This is a genomic window from Streptococcus fermentans, assembly GCF_040888305.1.
In the GTDB taxonomy this organism is placed as follows: Bacteria; Bacillota; Bacilli; order Lactobacillales; family Streptococcaceae; genus Streptococcus; species Streptococcus fermentans.
This window is the reverse complement of the sequence record NZ_JBFNFG010000011.1, coordinates 30514-50785: the sequence shown is the minus strand read 5'-3', so window position 1 is coordinate 50785 and position 20272 is coordinate 30514. Positions and strand designations below refer to the sequence as shown.

At 41.5% G+C, this 20272-nt stretch carries 15 protein-coding genes; 6 read left to right on the top strand and 9 right to left on the bottom strand.

What is annotated here, in order from left to right:
• The first annotated feature begins 161 nt into the window (after positions 1–161).
• From AB2B50_RS09025 to AB2B50_RS09015, 3 genes are all read left to right on the top strand, one after another.
• Positions 162–614, top strand: coding sequence for a DUF3290 family protein (locus AB2B50_RS09025; RefSeq protein ID WP_049503387.1), 453 nt, complete (start codon positions 162–164; stop codon positions 612–614).
• Positions 611–1243 carry a DUF421 domain-containing protein gene (locus AB2B50_RS09020; RefSeq protein ID WP_320693061.1) on the top strand — a complete coding sequence of 211 codons (633 nt, stop codon included), beginning with the start codon at positions 611–613 and terminating at the stop codon, positions 1241–1243. The genes AB2B50_RS09025 and AB2B50_RS09020 overlap by 4 nt, the downstream gene beginning before the upstream one ends.
• Before the next feature lie 223 nt (positions 1244–1466).
• A complete protein-coding gene (locus AB2B50_RS09015) occupies positions 1467–1670 on the top strand; it encodes a CsbD family protein (RefSeq protein WP_320693062.1) in 204 nt (67 codons plus the stop codon).
• Positions 1671–1732: 62 nt separating this feature from the next.
• On the opposite strand, the gene AB2B50_RS09010 is transcribed toward AB2B50_RS09015, so the two are convergent.
• Positions 1733–2965, bottom strand: a complete 1233-nt coding sequence (locus tag AB2B50_RS09010) for a carbohydrate-binding domain-containing protein (protein WP_320693063.1) — start codon at positions 2963–2965, stop codon at positions 1733–1735.
• A 206-nt stretch (positions 2966–3171) separates the two neighbouring features.
• Here AB2B50_RS09010 and AB2B50_RS09005 point away from each other — a divergent pair, with 206 nt between their 5' ends.
• Together AB2B50_RS09005 and AB2B50_RS09000 are read left to right on the top strand one after the other, a co-directional pair.
• Complete coding sequence (locus AB2B50_RS09005) at positions 3172–3948, top strand: polyphosphate polymerase domain-containing protein (protein WP_320693064.1); 777 nt, start codon at positions 3172–3174, stop codon at positions 3946–3948.
• On the top strand, positions 3941–4624 hold the full coding sequence (locus tag AB2B50_RS09000; protein WP_320693065.1) for a DUF4956 domain-containing protein: 684 nt from the start codon (positions 3941–3943) through the stop codon (positions 4622–4624). The genes AB2B50_RS09005 and AB2B50_RS09000 overlap by 8 nt, the downstream gene beginning before the upstream one ends.
• Before the next feature lie 137 nt (positions 4625–4761).
• Here the strand turns inward: AB2B50_RS09000 and AB2B50_RS08995 are convergent, their stop codons facing one another.
• The 3 genes from AB2B50_RS08995 to rpoB form a co-directional block, all read right to left on the bottom strand.
• Positions 4762–5325, bottom strand: a complete 564-nt coding sequence (locus AB2B50_RS08995; RefSeq protein ID WP_070461115.1) for a sugar O-acetyltransferase — start codon at positions 5323–5325, stop codon at positions 4762–4764.
• Positions 5326–5581: 256 nt separating this feature from the next.
• A complete protein-coding gene (rpoC, locus tag AB2B50_RS08990) occupies positions 5582–9244 on the bottom strand; it encodes a DNA-directed RNA polymerase subunit beta' (RefSeq protein ID WP_320693066.1) in 3663 nt (1220 codons plus the stop codon).
• Positions 9245–9276: 32 nt separating this feature from the next.
• Positions 9277–12879 carry a DNA-directed RNA polymerase subunit beta gene (rpoB, locus tag AB2B50_RS08985; protein WP_075227761.1) on the bottom strand — a complete coding sequence of 1201 codons (3603 nt, stop codon included), beginning with the start codon at positions 12877–12879 and terminating at the stop codon, positions 9277–9279.
• Positions 12880–13310: 431 nt separating this feature from the next.
• Here rpoB and AB2B50_RS08980 point away from each other — a divergent pair, with 431 nt between their 5' ends.
• Entirely contained in the window at positions 13311–14168 is an 858-nt protein-coding gene (locus AB2B50_RS08980) for a 5'-nucleotidase, lipoprotein e(P4) family (protein ID WP_060956258.1), read from the top strand.
• A 142-nt stretch (positions 14169–14310) separates the two neighbouring features.
• Here the strand turns inward: AB2B50_RS08980 and AB2B50_RS08975 are convergent, their stop codons facing one another.
• The 5 genes from AB2B50_RS08975 to nt5e all read right to left on the bottom strand — a co-directional run bounded on the left by AB2B50_RS08975 (position 14311) and on the right by nt5e (position 20222).
• Positions 14311–15813 (bottom strand): zinc ABC transporter substrate-binding protein AdcA, encoded by a 1503-nt coding sequence (locus AB2B50_RS08975; protein WP_320693067.1) that lies wholly within the window; start codon positions 15811–15813, stop codon positions 14311–14313.
• A gap of 10 nt (positions 15814–15823) precedes the next feature.
• Entirely contained in the window at positions 15824–16630 is an 807-nt protein-coding gene (locus AB2B50_RS08970) for a metal ABC transporter permease (protein ID WP_075227759.1), read from the bottom strand.
• Positions 16623–17327 (bottom strand): metal ABC transporter ATP-binding protein, encoded by a 705-nt coding sequence (locus tag AB2B50_RS08965; protein WP_049548546.1) that lies wholly within the window; start codon positions 17325–17327, stop codon positions 16623–16625. The genes AB2B50_RS08970 and AB2B50_RS08965 overlap by 8 nt, the downstream gene beginning before the upstream one ends.
• Complete coding sequence (gene adcR, locus AB2B50_RS08960; RefSeq protein ID WP_320693068.1) at positions 17327–17767, bottom strand: zinc-dependent transcriptional regulator AdcR; 441 nt, start codon at positions 17765–17767, stop codon at positions 17327–17329. Before adcR ends, AB2B50_RS08965 begins: the two co-directional genes overlap by 1 nt.
• A gap of 244 nt (positions 17768–18011) precedes the next feature.
• Positions 18012–20222 carry a cell surface ecto-5'-nucleotidase Nt5e gene (gene nt5e, locus AB2B50_RS08955; protein ID WP_320693069.1) on the bottom strand — a complete coding sequence of 737 codons (2211 nt, stop codon included), beginning with the start codon at positions 20220–20222 and terminating at the stop codon, positions 18012–18014.
• Positions 20223–20272 lie beyond the last annotated feature (50 nt).

The window sequence follows — 20272 nt, the reverse complement described above, 5'->3', positions numbered from 1 at the left end:
AACAAAAGCAAAACGAAAGTCAAGACGGAAGCCTAAGTCAAATCAGAAAAAACCTACCTTAAGTAGGAAACAACAATTAAATGCTTTTTTCGTCATAATAAACTTGCTATAGCTTAGGAATTATCTTATAATAGATTGAATTTGAAAAAGGGAGAAATCTTATGAAATTCTATTCCTATGACTATGTGCTCAGTCAGATCAGTCAACAGAATTGGGCCATGATTATCGTATCAGCTTTACTGCTGATCGTGACTGGATTTTTTGCATTTAAAGCTTTCAAAGATAAAAAAGGGAGCAAGTTCCGTGAATTATCGCTCATTTCTATTTTGACCTTAATCGCATTCGTTTTGATAAGCATTACGAATCTTCAAAACAGTCAATCCAATGATAATCAATTCCGCTCTTCCCTAAACTTTATCGAAGTCGTTTCAAAAGAATTAGGTGTAGATAAAAAAGAGGTCTATGTCAATACCTCAGCAGTAACTGATGGAGCTATTATTAAGGTTGGCGAACATTTTTATCGTGCCATTAGCGGGACTGACCAAGATAGCTATTTATTAGAAAAAATGGAACTCTATAAATCAGATGTTGAACTCGTGGAGGTTGAAAAATGATAAGCTTTTTTGCTACAATTGCAATTAAATTGGCCTTGGGGCTTCTTTCTCTTGTTTTTGTTATTAACGTAACAGGTAAAGGAAATCTAGCACCAAGTTCTGCAGTGGACCAAATCCAGAACTTTGTTCTCGGGGGTATTATCGGTGGGGTTATCTACAATAGCTCGATTACCATCATCCAATACATTGTTATCCTCATTATTTGGACTATTCTCATTTTACTCCTTAAATGGTTGAATACCAATGTTTCCTTCATCAAACATCTGATTGACGGGAAACCAACTATTATCATTAAAAATGGTAAGTTAGATCCTGAAGCCTGTCGCTCAAAAGGTCTTGCGGCTGCAGATGTAGCTCTTAAATTGCGCTCTCAAGGAATCTTCCAACTGAAGGATGTCAAGAGAGCTGTGATTGAGCAAAATGGACAGCTAATTGTTGTAAGAATGGGTGACGAAAATCCTAAGTACCCAGTCATTACAGACGGTGTTGTCCAAGTTGAAATCCTAGAAACCATTGGCAAATCCGAGGAGTGGCTAACTGAGAAATTGAAAGAAGAAGGTTTCGAAGAAGTCTCAAATATCTTTATCGCTGAATATGATAAAGGTCAATTGAATATTGTAACCTATTAAAAAAATAAACTGATGCTTTTCGTGTCAGTTTTTTGCTTTTTAGCATAAAAGGGTATATACTTAAATTAATATCTGATTTATACTCTTCAAAAATCAAATTCAAACCACGTCAGCTTCGCCTTGCCGTACTAGAGTACAGCCTTCGGCTAGCTTCCTAGTTTGCTCTTTGATTTTCATTGAGTATTAGTTTAGATAATTCAAAAATTTAACGGAGGTATCCCCCATGTCAATCGAAGAAAAATTCAACCAAGCTAAAGGTTCTGTTAAAGAAGGTTTTGGTAAACTAACTGGCGATACAAAAACTCAAGCAGAGGGAGCTGCAGAAAAGGTAGCTTCAAAAGCTAAAGAAGTTGCTGAAGATGCAAAAGAAGCTGTCGAAGGTGCAGTAGCTGGTGTAAAAAATATCTTTAAAAAAGACGAAGAATAATTCTTTTTCGTCCTAATAACATAAGAAAATCTCCCTTCTCTTTCGAGAAAGGAGATTTTCTTTTATGGTCGTCCACCAGGGCCTCCATTTCCTTGAGGGCCACCGCCAGGTGCTCCTCCGCCTCCAGGCATCGAATTTACAATCTCAGTTTGTTTTTCACCGTTGATGTAGATATCTCCACCTGTATAGGTCGCTGTCCCATCAAAGTCAAATCCTGATTGACCTGTCATTTTGATGTTTCCGCCATTGACTGTGATATTACCGTTTGAGTCAATTGGATCTGTATCCCCTTGACCAACTTCAACTGTCAAGTTCCCACCATTCATAGTGAAGAAAATTTCACTTTGTTGGGCATTTTTGTTGGCTGCATTGACACCATCATCTGTTGAATAGATGGTGATATCTCCACCGTTGATAGTGATTGACTTACCTTCAAGTCCTTCTGTAGAATTCTGAACAGTATAGGTCCCACTATCGATGACCAAATCACCTGAAGCGTGGATACCATCATCACCTGCGGTAACAGTAATGGTATTGTCAGAGAGATACATGGTTCCAACAGAAGTATCGTCATCATTATCAACCTTAACTCCGTCTTCCTTGGCATCGATAGTCATGGTGGTTCCAGTAATGTTAAGTTCGTCATTGACATTAAAGGCATCTCCAACTGCTGTGATATTGTAAGTACCGCCTGTGATGTGAAGTGTGTCGTTGGCCTTGATAGCATTGTTTTTCTTACCATCTACATTGAGAGTTCCTTTACCATTGATGGTCAAGTCTACTTTAGAGAAGAGGGCCGCGTCAGCCTTGTCATCACTATTTGAAGCTGAATCTGAAAGGCTATTGGTTGTGCCATCTGCTAGAGTTAGGTAAACATGTCCAGCTGATGTTGCAGAAATAGCTGCATTGGCGTTGGTCATGGTGGCGCCGTTTAGTACGATATGTACATCATCAGAACTTCCAGCTTCGATCTTGATTTGAACTCCATCAGATTGACCAGAAATCACATAGGTACCTGACTTAGAGATTGTAACGGTAGATCCTGATACGGCCACTCCGTCACCTGATACCGTCGCCGTTGATCCTGACAAGGTTACAGTTGCTGCTGTTTTTTCATCATAAGAAGTATCATAGTCCTTATCTGTAAAGTAACTAGATGTTTTCTTATTGGTAGTTACTGTTGTCGTTGCAGTACTATTGCTAGCTGTTGTATTCGAAGTTGACTGGGTACATGCTGTTACCAGTGCTAGAGTTGTTATACTTGTTAATAGGAATGTCCATTTTTTTGCTTTCATGCTCGTTTCCTCGTCTTTCATTTTACATGCTCTTAGTCTACGGGTCTTTCCTAAAAGAAGCCTAAACTTTTTCTGAAAGTTTTCTTAAGCTTAGTTTCAATTAAGTTAAATTTAACAAAAGTTTTAGAAATCCCCTCTAGAATTGTAGACAAGCAAGTTCACCTTGTTTAAAAATAGTATAACTGAAAGAAAGAGGAGAAAGACTTATGAAACCATTAGAAACAACTTTTAAGCGGATTGAAACCAAATATATTGTCTCCAAAGATAAACTAGGCAAACTGATTCAAGATTTAAAGGAATATTTAGTAGAAGACGACTATCCAATTTCAACTATTTCAAATATCTACTTTGATACGGAAGACTTTGCTGTGCTCCAAGATGATGATTTTGGAAATAATCGAAAAGAAAAGGTTCGGATGCGGACCTATCTCAGCCAACCCAAAGCAGATAGTCAAGTATTTTTAGAAATAAAAACCAAGGACCAAGAAGGAGTTGGTCGCAAATTTAGACTACTCTCAACTCCTATTTCTATCCTTAATTTTATGACCAAAGGGCACTTGGATGCTAGTATTACTGATACAGTCGTCATTGAAAAAGTGAAAAAGCTTCACCAAGATTACAAGCAGGCTATCAAGCCTCGTATGTACATCTACTACGATCGTTATTCATTAAAAGAAAAAAAATACATCGAGGGCTACGACTATAATAAAATTCGTATCACCATTGACCAAAATCTAATCTATAGAGATGAAAATGTCAGTCTCTTCGCAGGAAATCAAGGGGCTCCTCTATTAGATGACAATACTGTGATTATGGAGATTAAAGCTCCTGGAAACAAACCTCAGTGGTTACAAGATATTCTAGACAAGTATGGTTTGATGGAGCACAAATTTTCAAAATACAGTTGCGCTTACCACAAATCTCAAGGGCTTCCTTATGCACCACGTCCCAGTATAGAAAGCGCAGGTACCGCTTATGCTTAATCTATTTAATTCCATTTTCAACAACGCCACTGCAAGTGCAGAACCCTTCCAACTACTGCTGGCACTTCTAGTCAGTCTAGTCCTCGGTTTGGCACTTACTTGGACCTACAAATATCGGACCCTCTACACCAGAGAATTTGCTATCAGCTTGACTCTGCTTCCCTGCCTTATGACCTTGGTTATTTTTCTGGTCAATGGGAGCTTGGGTACGTCAATTGCTGTAGCTGGAACCTTTAGTTTGATTCGTTTCCGTTCTGCAACGAGTGGTTCAAGAGAACTGATTGCTATTTTCCTAGCCATGATTATCGGTTTGGCTTGTGGAACAGGCTATCTCTTCTTGGCTATTCTCTTCACCCTCTTTATCTTGGGTGTTTGGTTCCTTTTGGAAAATCAACAGATTAAAACTGACAATCAACGCCGTAGACTTTTGACAATCACGGTAGCTAATCAAGAGAAGATTCAAGATGCTATCCAATCTGCTCTTGACCAATTCTGCTCAGAAATTGACATGATTACGATCAATAGCACAAATGCAGGGGACAACCTTAGCATTGTCTATGAAGTCGAGCTAAAAACAGAGAGCGATGATTTCCAAGTGACTAGCTATCTTACACAAAATATTGATCAGTGCGATGTGGCATTAACTAAAAAAGCTAAAAAGAGAAAGAATCTCTAAAGACGAAAAACGAGGCTGGGATAAAAATTCCAACCTCGTTTTTTTGCTAGCAATAAGTTTTTGATACTATAGCTGATTTGCCTCTTAGACTCCAAAAAACTACTTTAACAAAACTTCATTTTCTCTTTCTACAACCTTTAATTTCCTTTAACTGGAATCTCTTTGATAACTCGTGCTGGATTTCCTGCCAGAACGACATTATCTCCAAAAGATTTAGTAATGACCGCTCCTGCTCCTGCAACGACATTATCCCCTAAAGTAACACCCGGTAGGACAATGACACCACCACCTGCCCAAAAGTTCTTGCCAATCGTGATTGGTTTCCCAAATTCTAATCCCGAGTTTCGTTCATCGGGATCCAGCGGATGAAGAGGTGTTAAAAACTGACAATTAGGACCAATCATGGCATTATCACCAATAGTAATCGGACATACGTCCAACATGGTCAAATTCCAATTGGAATAAAAATTTTCTCCCAGATGAATATTGACCCCGTAATCTACCATCAAGCGAGTGTTGATGTAGAGATTTTCACCAGTAGAACCAAACCATCCTTTGATGATTTCCATACCTTTTACTGGATCTACCTCTTCATTAAAAGCGGCTTGCTTTTGTCGCGCTGTTTGTGCTAGAGAACGGAGGTCTGGGTCGAATGGGTGATAGGGTTCTCCCGCGATCATTTTTTGATATTCTGTTTTCATGTTTTAATTTCCTTGCTTTTTTAGATGATTGTAGCATAGTATTGTATCTCGAGCAAGTTAAAATAAGTCGCTCTTTATGAATTGAAAATGTGAGTAGAACGCAAACCTAACATTAAATACAAAAAGCGAACAAATCCAGTTTTCTGACAATCAGAATTCTGCCTTGTTCGCTTTTTTACCTAATATATAATGTTTAAGAATTTATAGTGAATGTTTTCTAAAGTCCTTTTTATATCAGACCTTAAGTAACACCTACTTATTCGCTTACTTCAACAGTTTCAACAACTTCTTCTACAGTCGTATCAACTGGAGCTTCTTCTTGTGAAGCTGCTAGGTAAGACTCTTCGTTGACTGCTTGTGGTTCAAGGTTACGGTAACGTGCCATACCTGTACCAGCTGGGATAATCTTACCGATGATAACATTTTCCTTAAGACCAAGGAGATGGTCTTTCTTACCACGGATAGCTGCGTCTGTAAGGACACGAGTTGTTTCCTGGAAGGAAGCTGCTGACAAGAAACTATTTGTTTCAAGTGAGGCTTTGGTGATTCCCATAAGGACTGGACGACCAGTCGCTGGCACTCCACCTGCGATAAGAACATCCTTATTAGCATCTGTAAAGTCGTTGATGTCCATAAGAGTTCCCATGAGAAGATCTGTGTCTCCTGGATCCATAACACGAACTTTACGGATCATTTGACGAACCATTACCTCGATGTGTTTGTCACCGATTTCTACCCCTTGGCTACGGTAAACTTTTTGTACTTCACCGAGTAGGTAAGTTTCAACTGATAAGACATCACGTACAGCAAGGAGACGTTTTGGTTGGATTGAACCTTCTGTCAATGCTGCACCACGAGAGACTTGGTCCCCAACTTCAACACGCATACGAGCTGTAAATGGTACCACGTATTCGCCTTCTCCAGTTTCACCCTTAACGAAGACTTTCTTAGTACGAGTTGAAGCATCTTCTTCGATAGCAGTAACTTGTCCTTTGACCTCTGTGATAACCGCTTCCCCTTTAGGATTGCGGGCTTCAAAGATTTCTTGGACACGAGGAAGACCCTGAGTGATATCGGTATTTGAGGCAACCCCACCCGTGTGGAAGGTACGCATTGTAAGCTGTGTACCAGGTTCCCCGATAGATTGAGCAGCGATTGTACCAACTGCTTCACCAACTTCAACCGCATCACCAGTCGCCAAGTTGATACCATAACAGTGACGGCAGACACCATGACGAGTGTTACATGTAAATACAGAGCGGATAGTCACTTCTTCAACACCAGCATTGACGATTTCACGCGCCTTGTCTTCTGTGATCAATTCATTTGGACCGATGATAACTGCACCAGTTTCTGGGTGTTTAACAGTTTTCTTAGTGTAACGACCATTGAGACGTTCTTCGAGAGACTCAATCATCTCTTTACCTTCAGTAATAGAACGGATCAAGAGTCCACGGTCAGTTCCACAGTCATCCTCACGGATGATAACGTCTTGGGCAACGTCAACCAAACGACGAGTCAAGTAACCTGAGTCGGCTGTCTTAAGAGCCGTATCGGTCATACCTTTACGGGCACCGTGAGTTGAGAAGAACATTTCGAGTACTGACAAACCTTCGCGGAAGTTTGAAAGGATTGGCAATTCCATGATACGTCCGTTCGGAGCAGCCATCAGACCACGCATACCGGCAAGCTGTGAGAAGTTTGAGATGTTACCACGGGCTCCAGAGTCCATCATCATAACGATAGGGTTCTTAGGATCTTGGTTGGCAACCAAACGTTTCTCCAATTTTTCACGGGCAGCACGCCATTCAGCTGTAACAGCATTGTAGCGCTCGTCATCTGTGATCATACCACGACGGAATTGTTTTGTGATTTGTTCTACACGTTTGTGTGATTCTTCGATGATTTCAGCCTTGTCTTCAACGACTGGAATGTCGGCAATACCCACTGTCAAACCTGCAAGAGTTGAATGGTGATAACCGAGGTTCTTCATACGGTCAAGTAGGGCAGATGTTTCTGTCGTACGGAAACGTTTGAAGATTTCAGCGATGATATTTCCAAGGTTTTTCTTCTTGAATGGAGGGTTAAGCTCAAGTTTGCTGATAGCTTCCTTGATATCTCCACCTAGTGGCAAGAAGTATTTAGCTGGAACGCCTTCTGTCAAGTTGGCATTATTTGGTTCTTGCAAGTAGGGTAGACCTTCTGGCATGATATCGTTGAAGAGGATCTTACCAACAGTTGTAAGCAAGATTTTGTGTTTTTGCTCTTCTGTCCATGGTTTGTTAAGACTGTCTGTTGCGATACCAACACGTGAGTGGAGGTGAACATAGCCATTGCGGTAAGCCATAATAGCTTCGTCACGGTCTTTGAAGACCATTCCTTCACCTTCACGACCAGCTTCTTCCATGGTCAAGTAGTAGTTACCCAAAACCATGTCCTGAGATGGAGTAACAACTGGTTTACCATCTTTCGGGTTCAAGATGTGCTCAGCGGCCAACATCAAGATACGAGCTTCTGCTTGGGCTTCTTCTGAAAGCGGTACGTGGATGGCCATTTGGTCCCCGTCAAAGTCGGCATTGTAGGCTTCACAGACAAGCGGGTGCAAGCGAAGGGCCTTACCATCAATCAAGACTGGCTCGAAGGCTTGGATACCCAAACGGTGAAGGGTCGGTGCGCGGTTCAAAAGCACTGGGTGTTCTTTGATCACTTCTTCAAGGATATCCCAGATACGCTCATCTCCGCGTTCCACCAAGCGTTTAGCAGCTTTGACGTTTTGCACGATATCACGGGCAACAATTTCACGCATCACGAATGGTTTAAAGAGCTCGATCGCCATTTCACGTGGCACACCACATTGGTACATCTTAAGAGTTGGACCAACGGCGATAACGGAACGTCCCGAGAAGTCAACACGTTTACCGAGCAAGTTTTGACGGAAGCGTCCTTGTTTACCTTTAAGCATGTGGCTCAATGATTTCAATGGACGGCTACCTGGTCCTGTGATTGGACGACCACGACGACCATTGTCAATCAAAGCGTCGACCGCTTCTTGAAGCATACGCTTCTCATTTTGAACGATGATACCTGGTGCATTCAACTCAAGCAAACGAGCCAAACGGTTGTTACGGTTGATAACACGGCGGTAAAGGTCATTCAAGTCAGATGAGGCAAAACGGCCACCATCCAACTGCAACATTGGACGAAGATCTGGTGGAATAACCGGAAGGATGTTGAGAATCATCCATTCAGGTTTGTTTCCAGACTTGTAAAAGGCATCCAAAACATCCAAACGACGGATGGCTTTGACACGTTTTTGTCCAGTCGCTGTTTTCAACTCTTCTTTGAGTTCAGCAATTTCTTTTTCAAGATCTACTTGTTTCAAAAGGTCTTGGATAGCTTCGGCACCCATCTTGGCAACGAACGATCCATAACCATATTCACGCAAGCGCTCACGGTATTCGCGCTCTGTCATGATAGACTTGTGCTCAAGTGGTGTATCCTTAGGATCAATCACCACATAAGCCGCAAAGTAGATAACTTCCTCGAGGGCACGAGGGCTCATATCAAGGGTCAAGCCCATACGGCTTGGAATCCCTTTGAAGTACCAGATGTGAGATACAGGAGCTTTCAATTCGATATGCCCCATACGCTCACGACGAACTTTTGTACGCGTTACTTCAACCCCACAACGGTCACAAACAATTCCTCTGTAACGAATGCGTTTGTACTTACCACAAGCACATTCCCAGTCTTTTGTAGGACCAAAGATGACTTCGTCAAATAGTCCTTCACGTTCTGGTTTCAACGTACGGTAATTGATTGTTTCAGGTTTTTTGACTTCTCCATAAGACCATGAACGGACTTTACTTGGAGAAGCTAGTGTGATTTGCATACTTTTAAAACGATTTACGTCAACCACTATTTCTTCCCTTTCTATTCTAAGTGAGCTACTTATTCTTGTTCAGTAGCTTCTTCTGTTGCTTCCGCTTTTGCACCTTCTTCAGCTTCAAAAGCAGCTTTTGCTTCTTCAGCAGCTTTTTTACGTGCTTTTTCAAGGTCATCTACGTGGATGACATCTTCGTCCATGCCCTCGTCAAGATCACGAAGTTCAACTTCTTGATCATCTTCGTCAAGAACACGCATGTCAAGACCAAGTGATTGCAATTCTTTAACAAGAACTCGGAAGGATTCTGGAACACCTGGTTTTGGAATTGGTTTTCCTTTTGTAATAGCTTCATAGGCTTTCAAACGTCCGTTGATGTCGTCAGACTTGTAAGTCAAGATTTCTTGAAGGACATTTGAGGCACCGTAGGCTTCAAGCGCCCAAACCTCCATCTCACCGAAACGTTGTCCACCAAACTGAGCCTTACCTCCGAGTGGTTGTTGCGTAACTGTTGAGTATGGTCCGACTGAACGAGCGTGCAATTTATCATCAACCATGTGGTGGAGTTTGATCATGTACATGACACCAACTGACACACGGTTATCAAATGGTTCACCAGTACGTCCATCGTAAAGGATGGTCTTGGCATCGCTATCCATACCTGCTTCTTTAACAGTTGACCAAAGATCATCAGAACTTGCTCCGTCAAAGACTGGTGTTGCGATGTGAATACCAAGGGTACGAGCTGCCATACCAAGGTGAAGTTCCATAACCTGACCAATATTCATACGTGATGGCACCCCAAGTGGGTTCAACATGATATCGACTGGAGTTCCATCTGGAAGGTAAGGCATATCTTCTACAGGAACGATACGAGAGACAACCCCTTTGTTTCCGTGACGTCCGGCCATCTTGTCTCCGACCTTAATCTTACGTTTTTGAGCGATGTAAACACGAACCAGCATATTAACACCTGATTGTAATTCATCACCATTTGCACGTGTAAAGATCTTAACATCACGAACAACACCATCGGCACCGTGGGGTACGCGAAGTGAAGTATCGCGAACTTCACGAGATTTGTCTCCGAAAATAGCGTGCAAGAGACGTTCTTCAGCTGAAAGGTCTTTTTCACCCTTAGGTGTTACTTTACCTACAAGGATATCCCCTTCTTTAACCTCAGCACCGATACGGATAATACCCATTTCGTCAAGGTCTTTAAGGGCATCTTCACCAACGTTTGGAATTTCACGAGTGATTTCTTCAGGCCCAAGCTTTGTATCGCGTGTTTCTGATTCGTATTCTTCAAGGTGGACAGATGTATACACATCATCTTTAACCAAGCGTTCGCTCATGATAACGGCATCCTCGAAGTTGTAACCTTCCCAAGTCATGTAGGCAACGATTGGGTTTTGTCCAAGTGCCATTTCTCCATTTTCCATAGAAGGTCCATCAGCAATGAAATCACCTTTTTCAACGATATCGCCAACTTTTACGAGAGTACGTTGGTTGTAGGCAGTACCTGAGTTTGAACGACGGAATTTTTGGATGTGGTAAACATCCAACGAGCCATCTTCACGACGAACTTCTACCTTGTCAGCATCTGCATAGGTAACCTTACCACCATGTTGTGCAATAACTGCAGCTCCTGAATCATGAGCTGCTTGGTATTCCATACCAGTACCCACGTAAGGTGCTTTGGGATCAATCAATGGCACAGCCTGACGTTGCATGTTGGCACCCATGAGGGCACGGTTGGAGTCGTCGTTTTCCAAGAAAGGAATACATGCTGTCGCAACGGCAACTACCTGCTTAGGAGAAACATCCATGTAATCAACACTTGACGCTGGATATTCTTGGTTAACCCCTTGGTGACGTCCCATGACAACTTTTTCAGCAAAAGTGCCATCTGCGTTCAATTTAGAGTTAGCCTGTGCTACTGTGAACTCATCTTCTTCATCGGCTGTCAACCAAACGATTTCGTTGGTTACTTTTCCAGTTGCACGGTCAACCTTACGATATGGTGTTTGAATGAAACCATACTTGTTGAGGTGCCCGTATGAAGACAAGTTGTTGATCAAACCGATGTTTGGCCCTTCAGGTGTTTCAATCGGACACATACGACCATAGTGAGTGTAGTGCACGTCACGCACTTCATATCCAGCGCGGTCACGTGTCAAACCACCAGGTCCTAAGGCAGACAAACGACGTTTGTGTGACAACTCAGAAAGTGGGTTGTGTTGGTCCATGAACTGTGACAATTGAGAAGAACCAAAGAATTCTTTGATAGCTGCAGTTACTGGACGGATATTGATAATTTGTTGTGGTGTTAGTACTTCGTTATCTTGAACAGACATACGTTCACGAACGTTACGTTCCATACGTGAAAGTCCAAGACGCACTTGGTTGGCAAGCAATTCACCGACGGCACGGATACGACGATTCCCGAGGTGGTCGATATCATCGATACGACCGATGCCTTCAGCCAAATTAAGGAAGTAGCTCATTTCAGCAAGGATATCTGCCGGAGTGATAGTGCGAACCTTATCATCTGGATTTGCATTACCGATGATTGTTACAACACGGTCTGGATCAGTTGGTGCAACAACCTTGAATTTTTGAAGAACAACTGGCTCTGTTACTACAGCAGCATCATTTGGAATGTAGACAATCTTGTTCAAGTCGCCATCCAAATGGCTTTCAATGCTTTCAATCACACTACGAGTCATGATTGTACCAGCTTCTACCAAGATTTCTCCAGTTTCAGGATCTACCAATGGTTCAGCAATAGTTTGGTTGAGCAAACGTGTTTTAACATTGAGTTTTTTATTGATCTTGTAACGACCAACTGCAGCCAAGTCATAACGACGTGGGTCAAAGAAACGAGCTACAAGTAAGCTACGTGAGCTTTCAGCAGTCTTAGGCTCACCTGGACGAAGGCGTTCGTAGATTTCCTTCAAAGCTTCGTCTGTACGAGAGTCCATTGGGTTCTTATGAATATCTTTTTCAACAGTGTTACGAACAAGATCGCTGTCACCAAAGATATCAAAGATTTCATCATCGCCTGAGAAACCAAGCGCACGAACTAAGGTCGTAAATGGAATTTTACGAGTACGGTCGATACGAGTATAGGCAATATCTTTTGAGTCGCTTTCAAGTTCCAACCAAGCTCCACGGTTAGGGATAACAGTTGAACCGTAGCCCACTTTACCATTTTTGTCTACCTTGTCATTAAAGTAAACACCTGGAGAACGTACCAACTGTGATACGATGATTCGTTCACCACCGTTGATGATGAAAGTCCCCATCTCAGTCATGATTGGGAAATCACCAAAGAATACTTCCTGGGTTTTAATTTCGCCAGTTTCTTTGTTAATCAAGCGGAAGGTTACAAAGATAGGTGCTGAGTAGCTGGCATCATGGATACGAGCTTCTTCAAGCGTATATTTAGGTTCTTTGATTTCGTAGCCAACAAATTCCAACTCCATTGTGTCTGTGAAGTTTGAAATTGGCAATACATCTTCAAACACTTCCTTCAGACCATGGTCTAGGAAATCTTTGAATGAATCAGTTTGAATTTCAATCAAATTTGGTAAGTCAAGAACTTCTTTGATTCTTGAAAAACTACGACGGGTACGATGTTTCCCGTATTGAACGTCATGTCCTGCCAAGATGATTCTCCTTTTTAAATAAAGTTCCAAGCTTAGTGATCTAAGCTAGTAAATATCGTTAGAGGGTTCTAAAAACCCTATCAACTTATCCCCCTCGACTAATTTTCAGAATCTTTAAATCTTTGTTACAAAGATCGAAAAACCTGAAAAAAAGCACAAAAAGAGCAGCTAAATCCGACTTTTTCAGGAGATTTAACTGCTGTGAGCCTTGTCCGGACAATATTTCAGACAAAACCTACGACAAATGATTATTTATATTATACCCTATTTAGCTAGATTTTTCAAGGTCTTTTAAAGATTTTTCTCTTCCGTAAATCCGTTAATTATCAGTATCTTTCTTTGAAAAACCAAGTCCATATTTAGGAAAACGCTTGCCTTAACTATTTCCCCATGCTATACTGTTATTGAAATTAATAGACAGGAGACATTTTATGAAAACAGCTAAAACCACTGTTACAGTCGTTTCTGCACTTGCATCTGTCATCTTATTGACCAGCTGCGCTACAAAATCCACAGAAACACAAACATCCGCTAATAACTCATCTGACAATCAGATTACAATGACTTACGACCAGTTACGGTCTAGAGAAAATACCATGTCAACTCTCTGGTATCAAAAAGCAGCTGAAACAAAAGCTTTGTATCTACAAGGCTATAATGTTGCTACAGATCGTCTAAAGGAATTACTGAAAACAGAATCAGACAAGCCTTATTCGATTGTTTTGGACTTGGATGAAACAGTCTTAGACAACAGTCCTTACCAAGTTCAAAATGTCAAAGATGGAACAGCATTCACACCTGAAAATTGGGATGTTTGGGTCCAAAAAGCTGCAGCTAAAGCCGTCCCAGGTGCTAAAGATTTTCTTCAGTTTGCCGATCAAAATGGTGTCCAAATCTACTATATTTCTGACCGCTCAGTTGACCAAGTAGATGCTACCATTAAAAATCTAGAAAACGAAGGTATCCCTGTACAGGGACGTGACCATCTCATGTTCCTAGAGAGTGGTGTAAAATCTAAAGAAGGTCGTCGCCAAGCTGTTCAAGAAAAAACAAATCTTGTGTTACTATTTGGTGATAACCTTGTAGACTTTGCAGATTTTTCTAAAACTTCTGAAGCTGATCGTGACAAACAACTTGAAGAATTGCAAAAAGAATTTGGTGAAAAATTCATCATCTTCCCAAATCCAATGTATGGATCATGGGAAACGGCAGTTTACGGTGGTAACAAACTAGATGCCAAGGGACAAGTAGAAGAACGCGAAAAAGCTTTACAAGGCTTTGACAAATAAAGTAAGCTTGAAACTGAATAAATTTATAAGCACATAAATAGGGACAATGGCTCTTCAACTTACAAAACTCAAAAAAGCGGACAAGAGAGGATTCTGATAACCAGAAAACTTTCCTGTCCGCTTTTATCATGTGATTCGTATCTTAATGAGCCAACATTTCTTGGGCAATTTCCTGACCAGATAAGTTATCTGGATAATAGGTTGGCCAGTTGTCCATCTCTTCAAAGAGAGCTTCTTGGCTAGTACCTCCAAAGAAGATATGGAAATGCTCTGCCTTGACCGGAGCGATATTGTGGTCGCTAAACTGAACATACTTGAATTGTCCAGCGTCCGCATCTGTTGCTTCAAAGAGATAACGGACTCCACGATTTCCTTTCTTATAAGTCAAGATTTTCTTGCCGACATACTTGTAAGTATATTTCTTACTTTGGTCTCCTTGGATGAATTCCATAGTATTATCTGTAATGTTAATCTTGCTTACATCTGTTTGGTAACCTTTTTGATAGTAGGCCTTGTACTCATCCTTGGTCATCTTGCCAGTCAATTTAGCCTTGTAGTCAAATACTTGGTCAAGAGTCCCATTTTCAAGGAAAGGATAGACTGACTGCCAGTTACCAACGTAATCACTTAGAGTACGGTCCTTAACATCGGCATCCTCAAAGTAGCCATTATGAACTGTTTTAGTTTCCTCTACCTTTTCAGGTTCTATTTCTGCTCCTGCCTGATCCGTTGTTTGCTTGAGTGCCTTGAGGTTTTTCTCCATGACAGAGATATAGTTCTCACCGGCCTTCATATCCTCTTCTGTCAAGCTTTCAAGAGGATTTAGAACGTCTAACTTAACTCCTGTTTCTTTTGAAAGAGTATTCGCTAGAGCTTGTGAGGCATTTTCTTCAAAGTAGATATAAGAGATCTTATTCTTCTTGATATATTCGGTCAATTCTGCCAAGCGGCTTGCTGAGGGTTCCGCATCTGGTGAAAGTCCTGAGATAGAGACTTGATTGAGTCCGTAGTCCAAGGCAAGATAACGGAAGGCTGCATGTTGAGTCACAAAACTCTTTTGTTTTGCACTAGAAAGTCCTTCAGTATAGGCCTTGTCCAGAGCTTGCAATTTCTCGATATAGGCAGCTGCATTTTGCTCAAAGGTTGCTTTTTTATCAGGATAGTCAGCTGATAAACTGTCACGGATGTGCTCTACAAGCTTAATGGCACGCGCAGGAGACAACCAGACGTGAGGATCATACTCGTGATGATGACCTTCTTCACCATGGTCATGGTCCTCCTCTTCTTCACTTCCTGGAAGAAGCAACATATCTCCAGTCGCCTTGATTGTTTTTACTTTTTTCGCATCTAGGGAATCTAACAATTTGGGAACCCAAGTTTCCATGTTTTCGTTCTCATACACAAAGGCGTCGGCGTCTTGGATCTTAGCGACTGCCTTAGGAGATGGTTCATAATCATGTGGTTCTGTCCCTGCCCCAATCAAGAGCTCGACATTGGCTGTATCGCCTGCTACTTGCTTGGTAAATTCGTAGACAGGGTAGAAAGTTGTAACGATGTTTAATTTCCCGTCTGCCTGTTTTTGATTGGAACAAGCCACTAAGAATACCGTCACAAGACTTGCAAAAAGTAGGCCTAGTTTTTTCATTTTTTTTCTCCTATTTGATAAAACGTTTGAGTAAGCTGACTAATAAAAAGACAACTACAAAGATAAGGGTGATACTTGCACTCGGTGGTGTCTCTGCATAATAGGAAATATAGAGTCCCGCAACCATGCCCAGAAAGCCAATGGCGCTAGCAAGAATCATCACCGAACTAAAGTTCTTCCCTAAACGCAAAGCAATACTAGCTGGCAAAACCATGATGGTTGATACCAAAAGTGCCCCTGCAGCTGGAATCATAAGAGCAATAGCCACACCCGTCACCATGTTAAAGAGGATAGACATGGTACGTACAGGTAAACCATCTACAAAAGCTGTGTCCTCGTCAAAAGTTAAGATGTACATGGGTCTTAGAAAGAGGAAGGTCAGGATTAAAACAACCGCTGCAATGACAAAGAGCCCAATTACCTGCTCTTGACTAATAGTCACGATAGAACCAAACAGGTATTGGTCCAGACTCATAGAACTAGAGCTCTTACCTTTACTCATAACAATAAGTGAAACTGCAAGTCCTGTAGACATGAGAATGGCTGTCCCAATCTCCATAAAGCTTTTATAAACCGTGCGTAGGTATTCAAGGAAGACCGCTGCAATCAAGACAATCACAATGGTTGAGATGGTCGGAGAAATCCCCAAAACCAAGCCAAAGGCAACACCTGAAAGGGAGACGTGACTCAGTGTATCACTCATAAGACTCTGGCGACGCAAGATAAGGAAGGTCCCCAGAACCGGTGAAAAGAGACTCATGGCAATAACAGCTAAAAAGGCTCGCTGCATAAAATCATAAGACAGTAGATTAAGCATGGTCCACCTCCTGATCACTTTCATGGACGTTGAAGCAACGCCAAGGCGAATCTTGGTCACGAACAAGGTGGATATTACGATCTGCGTAATCCTTAACTTCTTCAGGATCGTGAGTAATCATCAAAACAGCCTTGCCATGATGGTGGGCACTATGGTGCATGAGCTCATAAAATTCATTTTTGGTGCCAGCATCCATCCCTGTCGTTGGCTCATCCAAGATAAAGATATCTGGATCTGAAGCAAACATACGTGCAATGACCGCTCTTTGCTTTTGCCCACCAGAAAGAGAACCAATGCGTTTATCCCGATGTTCCCACATGCCAACTGAGTTTAAACTAGCCTTGATGTGTTCTTCATCATGGGCATTCAAACGACGGAACCAGCCTTTTCTTGGGTAGCGACCTGATTTGACAAATTCATAAACAGTACTTGGAAAGCCTGCATTAAAACTTGCAATTTGCTGAGGAAGATAGGCAATTCTTAATTTTTTCCCATGAATATTTGTCTTTGAGATGGTTACTTTCCCAATTCTCGGTTGTAAAATACCTAGACTAGCCTTGATAAGAGTAGTCTTTGCCGCTCCATTTTCTCCTGTCAGTGTGACAAACTCCCCACTATCAACACTATAGTTGATATGCTCAAGAACCGGCTCCTTGTCATAATAGAAGGACAAATCCTCTACTGTGATGTATCTCATTACTTGATTTCTCCTACTAAAGCAGTTAAAAACCGCTGGATAATTTTTTGTTCGTTTGGTGTGAACTGAGTGGCAACCTGTTCATAAGTCGAGAGGGTATGTTCATGATGATGCTGGTGTTCCTCAGCAATTGGTCGTGCTAAGTCTGTCAGTCGATAGAAGATAACGCGCGCATCCTTGGGATCCTTAGATGTCTCTAACATCCCCTCTTTAACCAAGGATTTGATAGCCTTGGTAACGGCAGCTTGACTGACATTGAGACGACGCGCCAACTCAGAGTTGGTTAGCGACTCCTCTGATAAAAGCATGAGAATATGCTCCTGGGTATTGGTCAAGGCCACATCACTCGTGCAATGACCAATCAAAATTTCATGCTGATTTTCAGCTTTTAAAATAATCTCGTTTAAAAATTGATCAATATCTTTTGCCAACTGTCTCATGATTTGCTCCTGTCTCAGAACGGAATTTCTATAAATACAAGGTTTTCATACTCTTCAAAAATCAAATTCAAACCACGTCAGCTTCGTCTTGGCGTACTCAAGTACAGCCTGCGTCTCGCTTCCTAGTTTGCTCTTTGATTTTTATTGAGTATCACACCATTCCTTTACTAGTTAAGTATATCACATCCAAGCACGGAGTCAAGAAAAAAGATGAAAACACCCGAGATGTTTTCATCTTGTAGAATTATTTTTCTTGTTTACGACTAGTCCAGAGGGCAGTCGCTCCAAGAATCATACCCAATAGCATCATGAAAATAGATTGCTCACTACCTGTATTTGGAAGTAGTTTCTCTGAGACTACTGTTTTTTTAGCAAACTTATCTGCAACCTTATAATCAACTTTTACAGTAGATGTTTGGGCAGGAGTTGTTCCTTGATTTTTTCCTGATGGAGTTGTTTTTGTTGCTGAGTCCTTCTCAGTTTTAGCTGGAGTGGTCTCTTGAGTTTTTCCTGGCTTAGTTGCATCATTTCTTGAATTAGCCGGAGTTGTTCCCTGATTTTTTCCTGGTTGAGTAGGAATTATTGCTTGATCTTTTTCTGGTTTAGCCGGATCTGTTGCTGAATCTTTTCCTGGTTTAGCTGGATCTTGCTCTTCTGGTAGTTTAAATGTTTTTGAATCCACAGAAATCGTGCGTGAATTTGGATTTACCTTTTCATACTGAGTCAAATCAGCTGTTTTAAGGTAATCTTCAAAGGCAGCATCCATTGAAGGGCCTTCTTCTCTGGCACCACCAAGCATGGTGTAACCGTCACCACCTGCTGCAAGGAAGTCATTGGTTGCTAGGTAGTAAACTTTTTCCAAATCTAGTTTTTCATAAAGACCAGTCGCACGATTCTTAACTTGAATAGCCAAGACACGTTTGCCTGCAGCTAGGTTTGTATCGTAATAGACCTTGGATCCTGAAATCTGTAAGAATCCACCACTTGGTTCTAGCAATGGTTGACCATTTTCATCCAAGACAGTTTTTCCTGCCTTATCAACCTGCAAAATAGATCCGAGTGATTTTTCAAACATGTCAAAAACTTGCTGACCAGTTACTTGGATTTGTGAAATTGTGTTTCCAAATGGTAAAACCGCAATGACATTTCCTTTTGTAATTGGTTTATCCTTGGCAATCGTTTCACGCAAGCCACCACCATTTGTTACAGCGATATCTGTTGGATGACTAAATCCTGTTTGACCATACTGGTAGAGAGAATCTGCTACGACATTCCCAAGGTTGGTTTCACGGACACGAACATTTTCACGGTCACCATTCAACTCAACTGGACTATTTGAAACAACTTCTATAGCATTTTCAGCATCATACTTTTGTTTGATGTCCTTGACAAGTTTTTCAATTTTTGGATTAGCTTCCAATTTCTTAGCATCAGCAGCTGCAATGAGTGAAGGATTACCTAATAATTGTCGAGATTTGTATGTGATTTTACCAACGTTATGGAGATAGCTTCCTGTCTGGTTGTATGTCACATTGTCACCATAAGTAGTCGATTCTACTGTATGAGAGTGACCGTCAATCACTGTAACACGCTTACCTTTCAAAAGAGGATTTTTTGAAAGTGCTTCTGCAAGTGTTGAACCACGCCATTCTACAGGTGTTGTTGTATCAACTCCCAAGTGAGCGAGGACAACATAGTGTTTGTAGTCTTTGCCTTCTGCCAAGGCTTTAGCTTGAATTTCTTCGATAACCTTGTTAACCTCTGCAATCGGTTCTGTAAAGGTTACGCCTTTAACATTTTTAGGGTGGGTCTTGGTAGCTGTTTCAGGAGTTGTCACACCGATGACGACAAATTCATCACCTTCAACATCCTTATTCTTATCAACAATTGTTGCTGCTTCAAATAGACGAGCTCCATTAACATAAGTGTTTGAGCTGAGCAATGGGAAGTTCAAAATTTCTTTGTATTTTTTAACTTCATCAAGTCCAAAGTCGAACTCATGATTTCCTACAGCCATAGCATCATAGCCCATCTCGTTTAAGATCTTGGCACGAGCTTCACCCTTTGTAGAGTTTGAAATTGGCAGACCTTGGAAGGCATCCCCTGCATCCACCACTAGAGTTGTTTGATCGCTCTTTTCTCGCTCCTTCTCAATAACCGTTGCGAGTTTGGCATCTCCGATTACTCCTTTTTCTTCTACGATACGACCATGCACGTCATTAGTATGCAAGATAACAGTATCTGCTTCTTCTTTTTGAGGTGCAGGTTCTTCAGCTGGCGTTTCCGGACTTGTAACAACCTCAGGAGTTGCTGCCACTACTGGTGCTTCTGCAGTACTCACAACTTCTGTAACTTCTGAAGTACTAGTACTTTCTTCAGCATAGACTTGTCCAGCTAAAAAGGCTGGAGCTAATAGGGCTGTCGATAGGACAGGCAACAAAAAACGTTTATTCATATTGAAATCCCTTTCTCTTCTTTCTTTTACCATTATAAGCTATTTAGCAT